General features: G+C 52.7%; 12 protein-coding genes. 3 read left to right on the forward strand and 9 right to left on the reverse strand.

What is annotated here, in order from left to right:
- Positions 1-55: 55 nt before the first annotated feature.
- The 6 genes from KJI95_RS17615 to KJI95_RS17640 all read right to left on the reverse strand — a co-directional run bounded on the left by KJI95_RS17615 (position 56) and on the right by KJI95_RS17640 (position 7359).
- On the reverse strand, positions 56-1738 hold the full coding sequence (locus tag KJI95_RS17615; RefSeq protein WP_214508516.1) for a BatD family protein: 1683 nt from the start codon (positions 1736-1738) through the stop codon (positions 56-58).
- Positions 1732-3756 (reverse strand): vWA domain-containing protein, encoded by a 2025-nt coding sequence (locus KJI95_RS17620; RefSeq protein ID WP_214508517.1) that lies wholly within the window; start codon positions 3754-3756, stop codon positions 1732-1734. Before KJI95_RS17620 ends, KJI95_RS17615 begins: the two co-directional genes overlap by 7 nt.
- Complete coding sequence (locus KJI95_RS17625; RefSeq protein WP_214508518.1) at positions 3753-4742, reverse strand: vWA domain-containing protein; 990 nt, start codon at positions 4740-4742, stop codon at positions 3753-3755. The genes KJI95_RS17620 and KJI95_RS17625 overlap by 4 nt, the downstream gene beginning before the upstream one ends.
- Positions 4736-5365, reverse strand: a complete 630-nt coding sequence (locus tag KJI95_RS17630) for a DUF4381 domain-containing protein (protein WP_214508519.1) — start codon at positions 5363-5365, stop codon at positions 4736-4738. The genes KJI95_RS17625 and KJI95_RS17630 overlap by 7 nt, the downstream gene beginning before the upstream one ends.
- 3 nt (positions 5366-5368) lie before the next feature.
- Entirely contained in the window at positions 5369-6238 is an 870-nt protein-coding gene (locus KJI95_RS17635; protein WP_250885938.1) for a DUF58 domain-containing protein, read from the reverse strand.
- Positions 6239-6402: 164 nt separating this feature from the next.
- Complete coding sequence (locus tag KJI95_RS17640) at positions 6403-7359, reverse strand: AAA family ATPase (protein ID WP_214508521.1); 957 nt, start codon at positions 7357-7359, stop codon at positions 6403-6405.
- A gap of 228 nt (positions 7360-7587) precedes the next feature.
- On the opposite strand from KJI95_RS17640, the gene fadI reads away from it, so the two are divergent.
- From fadI to KJI95_RS17655, 3 genes are all read left to right on the forward strand, one after another.
- Positions 7588-8898, forward strand: coding sequence for an acetyl-CoA C-acyltransferase FadI (gene fadI, locus KJI95_RS17645; protein ID WP_214508522.1), 1311 nt, complete (start codon positions 7588-7590; stop codon positions 8896-8898).
- A gap of 6 nt (positions 8899-8904) precedes the next feature.
- Positions 8905-11025, forward strand: a complete 2121-nt coding sequence (gene fadJ, locus KJI95_RS17650) for a fatty acid oxidation complex subunit alpha FadJ (RefSeq protein ID WP_214508523.1) — start codon at positions 8905-8907, stop codon at positions 11023-11025.
- A gap of 279 nt (positions 11026-11304) precedes the next feature.
- The gene (locus KJI95_RS17655) at positions 11305-11493 is read left to right on the forward strand and encodes a hypothetical protein (RefSeq protein ID WP_250885932.1); all 189 of its coding nucleotides are present in this window, start codon (positions 11305-11307) and stop codon (positions 11491-11493) included.
- Positions 11494-11780: 287 nt separating this feature from the next.
- On the opposite strand, the gene KJI95_RS17660 is transcribed toward KJI95_RS17655, so the two are convergent.
- The 3 genes from KJI95_RS17660 to KJI95_RS17670 all read right to left on the reverse strand — a co-directional run bounded on the left by KJI95_RS17660 (position 11781) and on the right by KJI95_RS17670 (position 16934).
- On the reverse strand, positions 11781-12137 hold the full coding sequence (locus KJI95_RS17660; RefSeq protein ID WP_214508524.1) for a hypothetical protein: 357 nt from the start codon (positions 12135-12137) through the stop codon (positions 11781-11783).
- A 92-nt stretch (positions 12138-12229) separates the two neighbouring features.
- A complete protein-coding gene (locus KJI95_RS17665) occupies positions 12230-16522 on the reverse strand; it encodes an EAL domain-containing protein (RefSeq protein WP_214508525.1) in 4293 nt (1430 codons plus the stop codon).
- Positions 16523-16634: 112 nt separating this feature from the next.
- On the reverse strand, positions 16635-16934 hold the full coding sequence (locus KJI95_RS17670) for a hypothetical protein (protein WP_214508526.1): 300 nt from the start codon (positions 16932-16934) through the stop codon (positions 16635-16637).
- Positions 16935-16963: the final 29 nt, after the last annotated feature.

Consider the following 16963-nt stretch of genomic DNA (forward strand, 5'->3'; position numbering starts at 1 on the left):
CCGTTCGAAGTGTTAACCCCTATGCCAGACGTTGTGTGTCGTAGCTGGGGGTGTGTTAGCCCGGATTGAGCGGCTTAAGCTCTCTTGATGCAGATGCGTTTGCTTCAGCGCCAAGCATTTGTATTGCTTTATAAAGTGCTGCGCCGTCCGGCTGCTGCGCTGCATCACTGCCATACAGGGCACGCTGAATTTGACTGAGCGCCGCCGCCAGTGGCAGCGACAAACGGCCTGCGCTTTCAAGCGTTACACTCTCGCCCTGGCGCAGCGATAAATAACCAAGCACTGCACTTAACATCTCGCGGCCATCGTTGCCATCGCAGGCACGTTTAAGCTCGGCAAGGGCCGCTTTCTGGTGCACATTGCCGGCGTTTGACTTTGATGCTGTTTGCATAAAGCCGCGCTCGTTTTCACCTGCGCGGGAGTTGCCAGCAGGAGAGAGCCGCGCATCCGCTTTCCATCTACGGGCGGTAACTGCCCAGCCAATGGCCGTCAGCGCCCAGCCAAGGCCAAGAATGGCGGCAAGCCAGGGCCACCATTGCCACCCCTGCGGCTCGGCGGCCTGCGGTGGCAGCGCTGCCGCTTCGGCCTTGGCAGGCCCAGTGACCCGAATGGTGCGCGGCGCAATCACAGCAAGCTGGCGTTTACCGAGCTGGGGGTTAAACCAGGCGACCTGCAGCGCGGGAATTTCAAAGGTGCCGGGCTCCATCGGCACTATGGCCTGGGTTAATTTTAGCTGGGAAACCAGCTGCCCCTCGCGAAGATAACTGCTGCGCTCGGGCTTTTCGGGATAGTTTTTAAGCTCAGGCGGCAGCTGTGGCTCCAGCGCCGGCAGGCTGGTTTCATCCACATTGGTTGCCACCAGTGACAACGTGCGGGTGATGGGGGTGCCCACGGTAAATTCTTCAATGTGATCAGGAAACTCTTCGGTGAGCGCCACCAGATCGGCAACCAGCCAGGGACCTTGCCAGTCGGCGGGTTTGTCCAGCACCTTAAGGGTGCGGCTCTCGCCTGAGACCCGCATCGGCCGGCTTTCGTTAAAGTTGAACATGCCGCCATTGCGGGGGGAGGGCACCAGCACGTCGCCTTCAAATACCGGTGCCTTAACCTCAAGCTCGCCGGCGGTATCCGGGATAATGCCGTAGGTGCGCTCAATGACGCGAAAGCGGCGGCCATCGACAATTTCGCTGCCGTCTTTGTCATCACCAAGCTGCTTGATTTGCGCGCCGGCAAGCTCGGGGGCGCTGATTTCACCGCGCTGCAAATCAAGCCCGAGGTAGAGTTTGATTTTATAAAGCGCCATCTGGCCGACATAAACCAGCGGCGACAGAAGCTCGCTGGTGACATAAAGGTACTGGGTGTCGCGGTTAATTTCGCTTTCAGCCGAGACAGTTATCTCAATCGGGTTGGAACGCACCCCATCGATGCTGAATGCCGGGATGGTAAAGCTGCCGCTGTCCCGGGGCGCGAGCAGCACCTGCCAGCGGGTTTCTTTTTCGCTTGAGAAATTCACTATCCGGGTTGAGCGGCTGATGCTGGTGCGCCCAACCAGAAAGTTTCGCAGCAGCGGCGAGGTATCAAGTCGACTGGCTTCCACTTCATCGTCGGCCACAACGGTCAGAATGAGGCTTTCATCGCGCCCGACCGGATTTTTATCCACCGAGGCTTCGATGCGCGACAGCGCAAAGCTCTGGGCGCTGAACACAAGCAGCGCCGAGGCGAGCAGGAGTTGTTTTACCACTTTTGTTTTTCCTGTCTGTGTTCACCGCGCTCGCGGCGAAGCTGATATTCCAATTGCATCTTGTTGCGAAGCAGTACCGATGGGTCATCATCGACGCTTTTTAAGGCCCGTTCCATTTCGGGTGGCAGCGCGTTACCTTCGTTGGTGGAAGGCTCGGGTACAGGCACATTCGCCCCAGTTTCTTTGTCTGCACTGTCGTCGGGACTGCCGCGCGCGGCGCCTTGCTGCTTGTCTGCGTCGCCGTCCTGCGGCTTGTCAGCCGCGGCTGCACTTGCGCTGGCGGCCGATTGCTGTGGCTTTGCCTCTTCACCATTAGACTTGGTTGCGCCGGTGGCACTGTCATTATTTGTACTGGTGTCGGCGCTCATGGGCGCGTCATTGCCACCTTGCTTGTCGCCGCTGCCGTTTTGGTCGCTGTTTTCACTTTGCTGACTGTTGGCGCTTTGCTGGCTGTCTGCGCTCTGGCTCTGCTGTTCACCCTGACCGCCTGAGCCTTGTTGGTCTCCTGAGCCCTGGTTGCCTTCTGAGCTTTGGTTGCCTCCTGAGCTTTGGCTTTCTCCTGAGTTTTGCTGCTTTCCCTGAGACTGTTCGCTTTGGGAGTTTTCGTCCTGGGACTGTTCGCCCTGAGACTCTTCATTCTGAGACGAGTCACCTTGTTGCGAACTCTTGTTCTGCTTGGATTGCTCGGCGAGGGCCTTGGCGAGAGCCTGATTGGTTTTGGCGTTTTCAAAGTCAGGATTTTGCTCAAGCGCCTGCTGATAACGTTTGGCCGCTTCGTCAAACTGGCCAAGCTGCATCAGCGCATTACCTTGATTGTAAAAGCCTTCGGCGCTGCTGTCGGCTTCAAAGCCCTTGAGGGCTGACTCAAAATCACCGGCACGATAGTCGGCTGCCGCTTTCCAGTCACTGCGCTCAAAGCCTTCAGCGGCGGACTTGTAATCGCCGCTGCGAAACTTCTCCATTGCCTGCTGATCGGCGGTTTGCCAGATGGCGGCCGTGGCGGGCGGTGGCAGCAGCGGCAGCAGGCACAGCAGCGCCGCCAGCGTCAGGCCGTGGCGAAAGGCAAGCAGCAGCGGCAGAATAAGCAGCAGCGCAAGATAGGGGCCCAAATCCTGCCAGCTGTCACCCAAAAGCTCAGTGCGGGTGGCGTCGCCCTCGGTCGCAAGCCATTGGCTCAGCTGTTGTAAGTCTGAGCCATCGAGCTTGGCGCCGATATAAATGCCATTGAGGCTTGCGGCAAAGTCATTAAGCCGTTGAGCGTTCAGGGTCGGCATCACCAGCGCATTGTCTGCGCCGCGCACAAAACTGCCGTCGGGCAATTTCATCGGCGCGCCCTGCGCAGTACCAAAGCCGTAAATCGCAAGCCGGAAACGGCTGTCTTTCATGGCACGGCGGATATCCGCTTCGTCCACTTCATCGAGGCCATCTGTCATCAGCACTATGTCGCCGCTTAAGTGGCCGCCGTGGGTTAAAAGCTCAATCGCTTCTTTCACGCCTTCGGCGGGCGCCGAGCCAAGCGCCGGCATGATGTCGGGGCTTAACGAGGGCAACAGATTGAGCAGGGTATTTTTATCGCGGGTCAGCGGGCTGATGACAAAGGCGTCACCGGCATAGGCGATAAGTCCGGTATCGCCTTCGCTGGTTTGGTTTATCAAATCGGTGGCGCGAAACTTGGCCTGAGTCACCCGGTTTGGCACCAGATCGGTGGCGTACATCGACACCGACATGTCCATCACCAGCACCCGCGCTGCGCCGCTGGCAAACACCGGCAGCGGCACCTTGTTGATGGCAGGGCCAGCAAGGGCGGTTATTGCAATCATCAAACTGGCGCCAAGAACCCACAGGCCGCGGCGGCTTTTATGCTCGGCCTTGCCGCTTATCAGCGCGCCGGCGAGATGCGGTGCTATATACGACTGCCAGTCGGAGCTGGTGCTATGTTTACGGGCAAGGAACCACAGCAAGAGTGCAAGCGGCGCCAGTGCCAAAAACCACTCGGGGCGGATAAAGTGCAGGTTCATGGACGACTCCTCAGACCCGGGCGGCGAATGCGCTCGGCGCCGCCAAGGGCTGCAAATACACATAACAGCAGGGCGATGCCAAGCGGCCAGTAAAAGAGTTCGCTGCTGGGGCGATAGGTTTGTGCATCGCGGCTGACGGGCTGCAGCTTGTCGATTTCGCTGTAAATAGATTCAAGCTCGTCGCTGCTGCGGGCGCGGAAATACTTGCCGCCTGTGGTATCTGCAATGCGTTTAAGCTGCGCTTCATCGAGATCCATCGACGGATTGACCCGGTCGCGGCCAAACAGGGTGCGCCGCTCCATGACTTCGGCGCCGACCCCTATGGTATAAATCACTACCTTGCGCTCGGCGGCGATGGTGGCAGCCTTATCGGGCTCAATGTTGCCAGCGTTGTTGGTGCCATCGGTCAGGAGTACCAATACCCTGTTACTTTCCTCGAGCGCATCGAAGCGTTTGACCGCAAGGGCGATGGATTCGCCGATGGCGGTTTGCTTGCCGACAAGCCCGATGCGGGCTTCCCGTAAAAAGCGGGCCACAGAGCGCCTGTCCTGGGTAAGCGGCGCCTGCAAATAGGCGTGGTCGCCAAATAAAATCAATCCTATTCTGTCGCCGGCACGCCGCTCAATAAAGTCGCTTACCACCTTTTGTACCAGGGTAAATCTATCCACCGTCTGGTTATTGAGCACCATATCTTCAATCTGCATTGAGCCGGATAAATCCACCGACACCATCAAATCCCGCCCCTTGGCGGGAATATCAATTGGCTCGCCAAGCCACTGCGGGCGGGCAAGGGCGAGCAGCAAAAAGGCCCAGATAAGATATAACAGCGTGCGGCCTCGGGGCGCTTGTTTTGCCAATACCTCGCCGCCAAGGGCGCTGGCGCCGGGTAAATGCAGATAACCGCCGTCTGCAGTGCTGGGTTTGGCTTTAATCAGCAGCGGCAGAGGTAGTAGCAGTAACAGCCAAGGCAGGGCGAGGGTCAGCATTGGCCATCCTCCCTGCGCTGGTTTTCGGCCGAGTTTTTAGCAGAGCTTTTAGCCGAGCTTTTTGCAGCGCTTGCGGGCGATTGGGCCTGTGTGGCTTCGGCCTTTTGATTGTACTCGAGCGCCGATGCGGGCAGTCCTGACAGCCAGGCGCGGGCGGCGGCTTTAAGCCCATCGGCCTCGGCTGATGAAAGTGTAAGCTGACGGTAACTGTGGCTGTGAAGCAGCGTAAAGCTGTGGCTGCCTGTTTTGGCAGGAGGAAGTGTGCGCGCCAAAAACTCGCTCCAGGCGTTACCGCTTAACGAGGCAACTTCATCCCGGGGGAAATAACTCAGCGCCGCGCGCTTTAACACGCCGCTTAGGGTAAGTACCGACTCACTGTCATCGAGTGTGATGTTATCCAAAAGCGCAAGCGCCGCCTCTTTGGGGGCAAGCAAGGCCTTACGCTTGGCCCTATTCACTTTAAAACGCCGGTAAGCCCACCATAAAAGCAGTGATAACAAGACAAAGAGCAGCAATGCCATGGGGAGCACCCAGGGGGCGGGCGGCCAGAACTCGATGTCCGGCGGCAAACTGATGTCTTTCATCTGCTCAAGCAAGGGATTGGCGGCGGTTACTTGGTCCATAAATTAGCGCAATATATCCATTTGGTTTGCAAGCGGCAGTGCGGCGCTGATAGTGCGCGCCCTGACATCAAGGCGGGACATGAGTGCTGAAAACTGCATGCTCCGGCGTGCTTCATCGGCAAGCCAGCGCTCAAATGCGGCTTTATCGAGCAGCCGTTTCTGGCCGCCTTCCCACACGGGCAGCGCAAGCTTGGCTGGCAAGTTAAGCTCGCCCTGACGCAGCGGGTCGGTTATCAGAAACGCGCCAAGCTCGCAGTGACGCTTAAGCTCCAGCAGCGGGCCAAGGCAGGCATCGGTAAAACCGGCGCCATCCGACAGAATAAAGATAAGCGAGCCCGGTTTGGCTATTCGCCCAAGCCGCTGGCAGGCGCGAAGCAGATGATCAGGCTCCGGGGATGCCGTGGCAAAGCGCTGCAGCTGATGGCTGTGGATGTCTGTTATGGCGCGGATAAGCGCAAGCATCCCGGCCTTGCGGCTTTTGGGTTTAAGCTCAATGTGCTCATGCTCGCAGGCAATAAAGGCGCCGACCCGGTCGCCATGGTTGGCGGCGCGCCAGCCGAGGGTGGCTGCCAGATGCGCTAACTGTACGGCCTGCAGCATCAGGCTGGAGCCAAAATAGAGGCTGTGGCTTAAGTCCAGCAGCAGAATGACCGGCCGCTCGCGCTCCTCGACAAACAGCTTGGTGTGGGTTTTGCCGGTGCGGGCGGTCACCCGCCAGTCGATGGTGCGCACATCATCGCCTTTTTGATATTGGCGCACCTCGGCAAACTCCATGCCGCGTCCCTTGATTTTACTGGCACGCAGGCCCGCGAGCCCTGCACGCGCCTGGGTGCGCACATCCGGCAGCGCCCGGGCAAGGCCCTGACAGGCCATCAGCTCAGCAACGCTTAAATGCACGCCGTCGGCAAAGAGCGGCAGCGCAGCGGGCGCCCTGTCAGCGCTGCCAGGTGCTCTTGCGGGGTTAAACGTGGCGCTGCTGGCAGAGGGCGATACCTCGGCTGCTGCCCGGCCTGTGTGCTTTATTGAGGCGCGGCGCATTAAGGAACTGCTACCTGACTCAGAATATGGTTAATCACATCGTCGGCGCTGACGCCTTCGGCCTGGGCATGGAAACTCAGCAGCAAGCGGTGGCGCAGCACATTCGGAGCCACCGCCTGAATGTCTTCCGGCGAGACAAAATCGCGGCCATCGAGCCAGGCACGGGCGCGGGCACAGCGCTCCAGCGCCTGACTGGCGCGGGGGCTCACGCCATAGTCAAGCCAGTTACCCAGCTCTTCGCTGTATTTATGGCCTTGGCGAGTCGCCATCACCAAATCGACAATATAGTGCTCAAGCGGCTCGGCGAGATAGAGCTCCAGCGCCTCGGTGCGGGCTTCAAAAATATCGGCCTGGGCGATGGGGGTAATTTGTGGCAGCTCGCCGCTGAGTGCTTCGCTGCGGGACAGTTTAAGAATCTGCCGCTCTGTGTCTGCATCCGGATAGTCGAGGTTCAGGTGCATCAAAAAGCGGTCGAGCTGGGCTTCCGGCAGCGGATAAGTGCCTTCGTTCTCGAGTGGGTTTTGGGTTGCCATCACCAAAAAGAATTTCGGCAGTTTGTAGCTTTTTTTACCGACAGTGACCTGACCCTCGGCCATGGCTTCGAGCAGCGCCGATTGCACCTTGGCCGGCGCGCGGTTGATTTCATCGGCCAAAATCAGGTTGTGGAAGATGGGACCCGACTCAAACTCGAAGGTGCCGGTTTGGGCGCGGTAGATGTCGGTACCGGTCAAATCGGCCGGCAGCAGATCCGGCGTAAACTGAATACGGTGGAAATCGCCTTCCACGCCATCGCACAGGGCCTTGACCGCGCGGGTCTTGGCAAGCCCCGGCGGGCCCTCTACCAGCAGGTGGCCATTGGCAACCAGGGCTATCAGCAGGTTTTCGGTGAGCACTGGCTGACCGATGATCAAGGTATTGAGGTATTTCCTTAAGGCTTGAAAGCGGCTCAAAGGCATGATGCTTCTCGATTTATTCTATTGATTAGCGTGAGACAGTCTCTATGGTAAAAAATTCCCTCAGCCCTTGCCAGCGGTAAAAATGCAAACAGTTGTTTAAAACCCGGTGACAAGAAGTTAGAATCGGGTCACACTTTAATGGTCAGACCTGTTATAAGGCTTTCAGGTCAACAAGGATATGAGCTGCTGCAGGTAAAGGCCTGCTGCACATAATAAAGAGGGTGACAAATGAGTGACAGACAACAGGTAACCAATGCCCGCGGTGAGCGTATCGCCATCGTTGCCGGCCTGCGTACCCCCTTTGCCAAGCAGGCGACCGCGTTCCACGGCGTGTCGGCACTGGACATGGGCAAAATGGTGGTCAACGAGCTGCTCAGTCGCAGTGAGCTTGATCCCAAGCTGGTTGAGCAGCTGGTATACGGTCAGGTAGTGCTGATGCCTGCTGCGCCCAATATCGCCCGCGAAATCGTGCTCGGCACCGGCATGAATGTCGGCACCGATGCCTACAGCGTGACCCGCGCCTGCGCCACCAGTTTCCAGTCCACGGTGAACATTGCCGAAAGCATTATGACCGGCAACATCGAGGTGGGTATTGCCGGCGGCGCCGATTCATCCTCCGTATTGCCAATTGGTGTCTCGAAAAAGCTGGCTCACGCCCTGGTTGACCTGACCAAGGCCCGCACCTTCGGCCAGAAGCTGGCGATTTTCCGCCGCCTGGGTCTGAAAGACCTGTTGCCTGTGCCGCCTGCGGTAGCTGAATATTCAACTGGCCTGTCGATGGGGCAGACCGCCGAGCAGATGGCCAAGACCCACGGGATCAGCCGCGCCGATCAGGATGCGCTGGCGCACCGCTCACACACCCTGGCGGCCGAGACTTGGGCCTCCGGCGTGCTTAAAAGCGAAGTGATGGTTGCCCATGTGCCGCCATACAATCAATTTATTGAAAAAGATAACAATATCCGCGAAAACTCCGAGCTTGGCTCTTACGCCAAACTGCGTCCGGTGTTTGATAAAAAGCATGGCTCAGTGACCGCGGCTAACAGCACCCCGCTGACCGATGGCGCCTCGGCCATCCTGCTGATGAGCGAAGGCAAAGCCAAGGCATTGGGTTACACCCCGATTGGCTATATCAAGAGCTACGCTTTTTCTGCCATCGACGTGTGGGAAGACATGCTGATGGGGCCATCGTACGCCACGCCGCTGGCGCTCAAGCGCGCCGGTATGCAGCTTGAAGATCTGACCCTGATTGAAATGCACGAGGCCTTTGCCGCCCAGGCGCTGGCCAACATGAAGATGTTTGCCTCGAAAAAGTTTGCTGAAGAGAAGCTTGGCCAAAGCCGTGCCATTGGTGATATCGACATGAGCCGCTTTAACGTGCTTGGCGGCTCGCTCGCCTACGGTCACCCCTTTGCGGCCACCGGCGCCCGCCTTATCACCCAGATGTGTAATGAACTCAAGCGTCGCGGCGGCGGTGTGGGCCTGACTACGGCCTGTGCGGCCGGTGGTCTTGGCGCGGCAATGATTTTGGAAGTGGAGTAACAGAACATGGAAAAAACCTTCAGTCTGACTCGCCGCGATGACGGTATCGCCCTGTTAACCATGGATGTGCCGGGCGAAACCATGAATACCTTGAAGGCGCAGTTTGCGCCCGAGATCACTGCCATTTTGCAGGAGATCAAAGCCGATAGCAGCATCAAAGGCTTGGTGCTGGTGTCCGGTAAGCCGGACTCCTTTGTGGCTGGCGCCGACATTTCCATGCTTGATGCCTGTAAAACTGCAGAAGATGCAAGATTGCTGTCCCGTCAGGGCCACCATGTGTTTGCCGAGCTTGAAGGGCTTAATATTCCGGTAGTTGCGGCCATTCATGGCGTGTGTCTGGGCGGTGGCCTTGAGCTTGCGCTTGCCTGCCATCAGCGGGTATGCAGCGACAGCAGCAAGACCATGCTCGGCGTACCGGAAGTGCAGCTTGGTTTGCTGCCGGGCGGTGGTGGCACCCAGCGTCTGCCACGCTTGGTGGGCATAGCCACTGCGCTGGATATGATGCTCACCGGCAAGCAGGTTCGCCCCAAGCAGGCCATCAAGATGGGGCTGGTGGACGATGTGGTGCCTCAGTCGATTTTGCTGGAAACCGCGATTAAGATGGCGGCGGCCGGTAAAAAGAGCAGGGCGCCCAAGAAAACCTCTTTGGTGACCAAGCTGCTTGAAGGCACAGGCGTTGGCCGTAACATCATGTTTGATCAGGCCGAAAAGCAGGTGATGAAGAAGACTCAGGGTAACTATCCTGCGCCTTTAAAAATCATCGATTGCGTGCGTGAAGGCATGGCCAAGGGCATGGAGAAGGGGCTGGAAGTGGAAGCGGCCCATTTTGGCGCGCTGGTGGCTACACCGCAGTCGGCGGCGCTGCGCTCTATCTTCTTTGCGACCACAGAGATGAAAAAAGAAACCGGCGCCGGGGATGTTGCACCCCGCGCGGTGAAAAAAGCCATGGTGCTTGGTGGCGGCCTGATGGGCGGCGGTATTGCCTCTGTTACCACCACCAAGGCCAAGGTGCCGGTGCGGGTGAAAGACATCAGCGAAAAGGGCTTGTCCAATGCGCTGGGTTACGCCTACAAGCTGCTCGACAAGGGCGTGAAACGCCGCCATATGACACCTGCCGAGCGTGACAAGTTGATGGCTCTGATGACCACCACGACGGATTATCGCGGTGTAAAGGATGCCGACATAGTGGTCGAAGCCGTGTTTGAAGATTTAAATCTCAAACATCAGATGGTGCGCGATGTGGAGCGTGAATGCGCCGAGCACACCATTTTTGCTTCCAACACTTCATCGTTGCCTATCACCCAGATTGCGGCGGCTGCCGCGCGGCCTGAAAACGTGATTGGTCTGCATTATTTCTCGCCGGTGGAAAAAATGCCGCTGGTGGAAGTGATTGCCCACGACAAGACCTCGCCCGAAACTATCGCCACAACCGTGGCCTTTGCCCGCAAGCAGGGTAAAACCCCGATTGTGGTGAAAGACTGCGCCGGTTTTTATGTAAACCGCATCCTCGCGCTTTATATGAACGAGGCGGCGCAGCTGCTGCTCGAAGGTCAGTCGGTTGAGCATCTCGATAAGTCGTTGGTGAAGTTTGGCTTCCCGGTGGGCCCTATGACGCTGCTCGATGAAGTAGGCATTGATGTGGGTGCCAAGATTTCGCCGATTTTGGAAAAAGAGCTGGGTGAGCGCTTTAAAGCACCGGCAGCCTTTGACAAATTAATGGCCGACGAGCGTAAGGGCCGTAAAAATGGCAAGGGCTTCTATCTTTACGGCAAGGCCGCAGGCAAAACCAAGAAGGTGGATGAGAGCGTGTATGGCGTGCTTGGCCTGGTGCCTGGCACTGCCAAAGAAGCCGGTGAAATCGCTGAGCGCTGCATAGTGCAGATGCTGAATGAAGCGGTGCGCTGCCTCGAAGAGGGCATTATTGCTTCTCCCCGTGACGGCGACATAGGCGCGATATTCGGTATTGGTTTCCCGCCTTTCCTTGGTGGCCCGTTCCGTTATATGGATACTATGGGCGCTGCCAAGCTGGTTGGCCTGCTCGAAGGCTATCAGCGCCGATTCGGCGACAGATTTACGCCTGCGCCGCTGCTTAAATCCATGGCGGCTGAAGGCAAGTCCTTTTATTAAAAGTGACTGATAAGATTAAAAAAGCGGCATTCCGATGCCGCTTTTTTGTTGCCGGCGGGAAAATAATTGCCTGAAAAATGTTCGATTTCGCCCATGGTATCCGGTAGACTTGGCGCTCTTTTTCACGCCGCATACGTTTGGTTAATGACCGTTTGGTTAATGACGTGTTCAGCTGCTAGCTTGTTTCGGCATAACGCTGTGCCGAAATGCAGCGCCGGTAAGCGGCATTGGCAGGGCTTTCCAAGTAAATCAGAGAGGTGGGTGATGCTGGTGTTGACTATGTTGAGTTTAAGTCTGTTGTCGGCTTGGTATTTTGGCACCCGGGCCTTTGCCAAGGGCATGGGCGTCAAGCGCTGGGCCTGCATCGGCGCCGCCATGGGGCCGGTGGCTTATCCCTTGTTTACCACACACAAGCGGCTGATGGAGCGTAAAGCTGGCCTTTACGGCGAGCGCTGCATCGGGCTGTAACTGCTGGCGTCATTGTTTGAGTGCATTGTTTGAGCATCGCGCACTGAGAATAGAAAACTGAGAGCTGAGCACTGAGTAAGAGTGTAACTTGCTATAACGACAAAGGGAGCCAAACGTCTCCCTTTGTCTATTACGGCGATATCAGTTCCACCAGCCTTTGGCGTTAACGACCTGCAGCTCGTTGATACCCCGTGGCAGCTTCACCTTTTTCCGTTCAGGTTTGGCCAATCCGAGCACTTTCATGATTGAATCAAACATAACCTAATCTCCCGTGGAAAAATGACGAATTAAGCGGTCTGGGTCTCAGAGAACTTAATGTTTGGTGTGCCAGCAGCCTGAGTTTCAGAGAACTTAATGTTTGGTGTGCCAGCAGTCTGAGTTTCAGAGAACTTAATGTTTGGTGTGCCAGCAGTCTGAGTTTCAGAGAACTTAATGTTCGGTGTGCCAGCAGTCTGGGTTTCAGAGAACTTAATGTTTGGTGTGCCAGCAGTCTGAGTTTCAGAGAACTTAATATTTGGTGTGCCAGCAGTCTGAGTTTCAGAGAACTTAATATTTGGTGTGCCGACGGATTCGAAAACTTGGGACTCAGTGTAAAGATGAGCAGTAGTTATCAGGGCAACAGTTGTCAGAATTCCTTTGATCATTTTTATATTCTCTCAGTAGTTAGGGTAAAAATGTTGACACTGAGAGAGTATCTGCATGTGTCGTGCCAAGTTTTTAACCTTGGCACGACATTTTATCTTTGATGGAATTTTTGATTGATAAACTCGCTGAAGTCGCGCTCAAGCAGAGCGCCAAATTCATGCTCAGGCAGTGCTTTACTGTAGATGTAACCCTGAATTTCTTCACAGTTTAGTGCGCGCAGTATGTTGAGCTGCGCGGGCGCTTCCACGCCTTCTCCCACCACCGTCAGCCCCATGTTGTGGGCAATGGTGATGATGGAATCGACCATCTTTAAATCCCGGTCGGACTTATCGATGTCATCCACGAAGGCCTTGTCAATTTTAAGGCAGTGGATAGGGAAGCGCTTAAGGTATGACAAAGACGAGTAGCCGGTGCCGAAATCATCCAGTGCCAGGCTTACGCCCATCTTGGCGAGTTGCTGCATTACCTTGATGGCTTTTTCCGGCTGCTTAATTACCGTCCCTTCGGTGATTTCAAGCTCAAGATTGGCGGCAGGCAAACGGGTGAGTCGTAAAATTGACTCAATACGCTGCTGAAGATCGGGTAAGGCAAATTGGCGTGACGATAAATTGACTGCCACTCTGCCGTTAAATAATCCCTGTTCACGCCATTTCTGCGCGGCGAAACAGGCCTTACGAAGCACCAAGTCGCCGATTTCGACTATTAATCCGGTATCTTCAGCAAGAGGGATAAATTCAGAAGGCGGAATGAGGCCATGAACCGGATGCACCAGGCGAACCAAGGCTTCCATACCAGCAAGGCGAGAATTTCTGAGGTCGACTTTCGGCTGGTAATAGACTTCAAACAAATCGTCCCTGAGTCCTTCACGGATAAGATTCTCGATTTCCAGTTGGCGCATGGCATTGCGGTTTAACGACTCAGAATAAAACTGATAGCGGTTACCACCTGCCGACTTGGCGTGATACATAGCGATGTCGGCTTTTCGCAGTAAGGCCTGTTCGTTCTGTTCATCTTCCGGGTAAAGCACAATACCTATACTGACGCCGACAACTAATTTTTCACCGGCAAGTTCAAACGGCATTTCAAAGGCATCGATAACGCCTTTGGCGATGGCGGCAGATGCGCCGATATCGGGCTGCTTATCCACCAAAATCGCAAATTCATCCCCACCGAGGCGGTACAAACTGGTGTGGCGCGGCAAAGCCGAAGACATACGGTTTGCGACCATCAGCAGTAATTCATCACCAATCTGGTGACCGAGGGAGTCGTTAATTTTCTTGAAGTTATCCAGGTCCAAAACCATCAGAGTATGATGGGTATCTTTTTTGACCAGGTTGCTCAGCGATACCTGCAAGTTGGAGCGGTTGGGTAATCCCGTGAGCAAATCATTGTTGGTCAGTTTTCTAAGCTCTTCTTCCTGTTGCTTGCGGCGTGAAATATCGGAAAATACGCCAACAAAATGACTGAGTGCGCCTTGCTCGTCGTAAATGGCGTCGACGGTAAGCTCCATCAGAAATATGGAACCATCACCGCGTCTGGATTCAATTTCGGCACTCCAACTTCCTTGTTGGCGTAAAATTATTCGCACCTGCTCGGAATATGCTTCTGGGTAGCAGGAAAAGGCGAGGGTAGTGCCGAGAAATCCCTGCCGGTCGATAAGGCAAATGTCACAGCAAGCCTCGTTAACCTCGACGAAGCGAAAATCGCTGTCCAATATAAACATCCCTTCAGAGATGTTTTCAATTGCACGTTCAAACAGCCTAAGCTGCTCCTCGGCCAGTTTGAAGTTATTAATATTTTTGATGGTGCCGGTCATACGCAGGGCATGGTCACTGTCATCCCGCTCTACAATTTTCGCGCGGTCAAGGATCCATACCCACTGCCCATCCTTGCCCTTCACCCTGTATGCCGCTTCAAAGTGATCGGTTTCGCCATAAAAATGACGGTTAAGTGCTTCGCGGACCCGCTCCTGATCCTGTGGGTGTATATTGCTTTCTTCGTCAGTACGGCCTGATCTGTGGCCATCTTTCGGGAACTCCAACGAACCCCAAATATTTGAGCGGTAGATTTTGCCGGTTTCTATGTCCCAGTCCCACATTTCATCACCGCTGCCCCAGAGTGACAGTTTTAAGCGCTCTTCACTGATGGCAATCTGGCGTTGAACTTCACGTTTCTTTAGGACTGACTTAAGAATCAATGCCAAGATCAACATTGTGAATAGTGCATATGCGATTTTGGCTTCCGCAGACATCCACCAAGGTGGAGTAATTACGATAGCAATGGACTTAACTGGACCAGATTTTTGACTGAGCACATCTTTTGCATACACTTCAAAGGTATACCTACCTGGTGACAAATTCGTGTATGTGGCCATTCTGGTAGATTTAGTACTAACCCATTCATCGGAAAGTCCAGCGAGTCTATAATAATGGATTACGCTAGAATTATTATGTTTCGGAGTGGAAAATTTTATTGCAAAAGGATAGTCGGAATATTTTAACTTTATTAGATTGGAGTGGTTAATCGATTTTTCGAATATGTTTTGTGTTTCGGTTACTTCTTCATTAAATAGAAAAAGTCCTGTTAAAGACGTTTCAAGCTTGCCTTGTGTTGCTTCAATTATACTCTCAAGGTTATTTTTGTTTATTACAGAAATACCTTGTATTCCACCTAAAATGACACCGTTTTCATAAGTCCCAAACCCTTGGTTGTTATATTCGCCTTGCGCTCCGTTTTCAGACTGCAATATGTAGGTTGATGATGGAGATATTACATATATTTTATTGATGGACGATGCAAAAATGAAATCGTCAAATATACCTATGCTATATATTGGTGTATCTGATGAGATTAGATTTGTTGTTTTATTTAAAGATGTGTCATATGATAAAACACCATCGCCGGATGCGAGTAATATATTATGTTCAAAAAACTCTATTCCATATATAATCTTATTAATTACAAGATTTTCAATCTCTCCATTTTCGCGGATAAGTGTTAATCCTTTTTGATGTGATATATAAATTTTATTTGTGCTATGGTCTATCTTGATCTGAAAAATAGGGGAGTTACTATCCCAAACTATTTTCTCATTAAGATTCTCGATGTTTAGAGATGTAATGCTGTGGTCTTTGGTTCCAATTATCAAGGAGTTTGAGCTTTGGCTAAATGCTAATGAGTAAGCATGTCTTTCTGATATCTTTTCATGTGTATTTTCTAATTTTTTATATAAAAAAATACCATTTTCAGTGCAGTACGCAATCGTGTTATCATCTATAACTGCAGTGGCTTTGAATCCATTTGTCGACGTTTCTATGGAATCAAAGATGGTTAGGTTTTCTTGGTTATACAACCGAATTTTTGAACTTTCATCTGAAACTAGTATTGAATTTTTATAATTCTCAATATTCCAGATATTATTATTTTTTTGTTCAACTGCAACTCTGACAATGTTTCTATTTCGCTGTACATAATAGAAGCCGTTATTCATGCTGGCAATAATAGCGCCATTGCTTACTCTAAATAGTAATGGCGATAATACAGGAAGAGAGTCGTCTAGTATGCCATTCTCTGAACTGTCGCCTTCCTTTAAAGTTAATACCTTTCCCAAGATGGAAATTTCTGCTGTTCCAGCTTCAGTAATGTAGTCATATTTATTACTTTCAATTTTCTCAATATTGACGTTTTCGTTTACTCTGTAAAGACCGTCTCTTTTATATATGGTGAGGCTACTAACATCTGACTTAATTGACAGTGCTCCATTCGTAATAAATTCTAGATTCTTCGTGGACGATGAAGTTGAGAATACTGAACCGTCATGATTTCTAACGTAATATCGGTTTTTGAAACTAACAACTTGTTTTATGAAGTCTAACTTAGAATCTTTTATTTCAAATTCAGTTGATAAATCTTTGTTAAGAACCTTAAATGAACTAGCGGATCCAAGAAATATTTTAGAGTCAAAGATCCTGAGATACGTTACCGGTTCACCGATATCTAATACTTTTGAAAAAGTTTCGTTTTCTAGGTCCATCTTTAGAAGATTTTTATCTGTCCCGATGAGGAGACTATTATTAAATACTTCTAAGCTATGAATAAAAGAGCTATCTAGACTTTTATATTCATCAGCATAGTATTTTTTAAATTCAGAACCATCAAACCGGTTCAATCCGTTGAGAGTACCAATCCATATAAAGCCGTCGGGATCTTCTACAACAGAGGTGACTGTATTTTGCGATAGGCCCTGTGAGGTAGTAAATATGTCAGTATTGAAAGTTAATGCAGAATCGGACAGTACACTACTGTCTGATAGTTCTTGATGTGCGAAAACTGACCAAGAAAGACAGAAAAACAGAATGATTTTAAAAAAAGTGGCTTTTTGCATATGTTTTTGTTGGTTTTTATGCAGTTATGGTTGCACTTGGGTATTATCCCACTCTTTCAGAAAGTGAGAGCTTTGTCAAAAGGATTGAGACGAATTTTTCTTTACAGGCCAGTTAGATGAGCAAAAAGCCGACGATATGCGGTTTGCGTGCGAACGTGTGCTTGTGTCGCGGTTGATGGCACTCTTGCAATAAGTCTTGGAGCCAATAGTTGCTTTTTGCGGAGAGAAGATGGGAAACGACATATGGCAAATTGTTTGACGCGAGGTTAGGACTCATAACTTTCGATGCTAAAGCCGTTTCAGCCGTTTCAGCCGTTTCAGCCGTTTCAGCCGTTTCAGCCGTTTCAGCCGTTTCAGCCGTTTCAGCAGTTGCTGAGTCTAACGCTGTGCTGAAACTGACTGCCGTTACCAAAGTCTATCCCCGTGGGCTGGTAGTCACAG

The sequence above is a fragment of the Shewanella jiangmenensis genome (assembly GCF_018596335.1).
GTDB classification, from domain to species: domain Bacteria; phylum Pseudomonadota; class Gammaproteobacteria; order Enterobacterales; family Shewanellaceae; genus Shewanella; species Shewanella jiangmenensis.